Below are 1,082 nucleotides of genomic sequence, written 5' to 3' on the forward strand. Positions count from 1 at the left end.
CCGCAAGACATTGCTGGAGCACGCAACGGATACCGGTGCCGGGTTCGTCCTCGTCGTACCGCCCATCGTCGTCGGCGCCGGCTGGTTCCTGCTTTTGCGTACGGTCAGCGACGTCTTTGCCCTCGCCCCGGTGATGGTCGTCGCAGTCAACGCGGTGATGGCGATGCCCTTTGCCATCCGCGCGATCCGCCCCGCCTACGATGCAGCAAGCGAGCGCCACGAGAGGCTCTGCCTGCTGCTCGGCATATCAGGCTGGAACCGGCTCAGCCTGGTCGACTGGCCGTCGCTCAGGCGGCCGCTCGCAACCGGCTTCGCCTTCGCCATGGCCCTGTCGCTCGGCGATCTCGGCGTAATCGCGCTGTTCGGCAGCGATTCCGTGCAGACCTTGCCCTATCTTCTGCTGGCGCGCATGGGCAGCTATCGCACCGCCGACGCCGCCGGCCTTGCCTTGCTGCTCGGTCTCGTCTGCCTGGCGCTGGTGCTTGCCGCCGATCGCCTCGGGCAAGGAGAGAAATCATGACGCCGGCGAAGGAAGTCGGGGCGAAAGGCGCGGCCGTCCGGCTCGAGGACGTTTCGTTCAGCTATGGCGAAGCGCCGTTCCGTTTCGACGTCGGGTTCGCCGCCTCGAAGATCACCGCCATCATGGGGCCGAGCGGTTCGGGAAAGTCGACGCTGCTCAACCTGGTGGCTGGTTTCGAGATGCCAGGATCCGGCCGCGTGCTGATCGACGGTGGCGATGTCAGCGCCGCGCCGCCTTCGGTGAGGCCGGTCTCGATGGTGTTCCAGGAGAACAATCTGTTCGCCCATCTTTCGGTGGAGCGGAATGTCGGGCTCGGCCGCTCGCCGTCGCTCAGCCTCACTGATGCCGACCATGCGGCAATTGCCGATGCGCTGGCGCGTGTCGGCCTTGCGGGCAAGGAGAGGCGCCTGCCACGCGAGCTTTCCGGCGGCGAGCGGCAGCGCGTCGCGCTGGCGCGCGTGCTGGTGCGCGACCGGCCGGTGCTCTTGCTCGACGAGCCGTTCGCCTCGCTCGGACCGGCGCTGCGCGACGACATGCTCGATTTGCTGGCCAGTGTCCATAC

Annotated in this window: 2 protein-coding genes; both read left to right on the forward strand. The window is 67.5% G+C overall.

Annotated elements, in window-relative coordinates; genetic code table 11:
* On the forward strand, positions 1-520 hold a 520-nt coding region (locus tag EN742_RS35770), incomplete at its 5' end, for an ABC transporter permease subunit (RefSeq protein ID WP_128333928.1).
* Positions 517-1,082 (forward strand): ATP-binding cassette domain-containing protein (locus EN742_RS35775; RefSeq protein WP_128333929.1); only part of this gene is annotated, 566 nt, incomplete at its 3' end. The genes EN742_RS35770 and EN742_RS35775, both read left to right, overlap by 4 nt.

The organism is Mesorhizobium sp. M4A.F.Ca.ET.020.02.1.1, from assembly GCF_004022645.1.
In the GTDB taxonomy this organism is placed as follows: Bacteria; Pseudomonadota; Alphaproteobacteria; order Rhizobiales; family Rhizobiaceae; genus Mesorhizobium.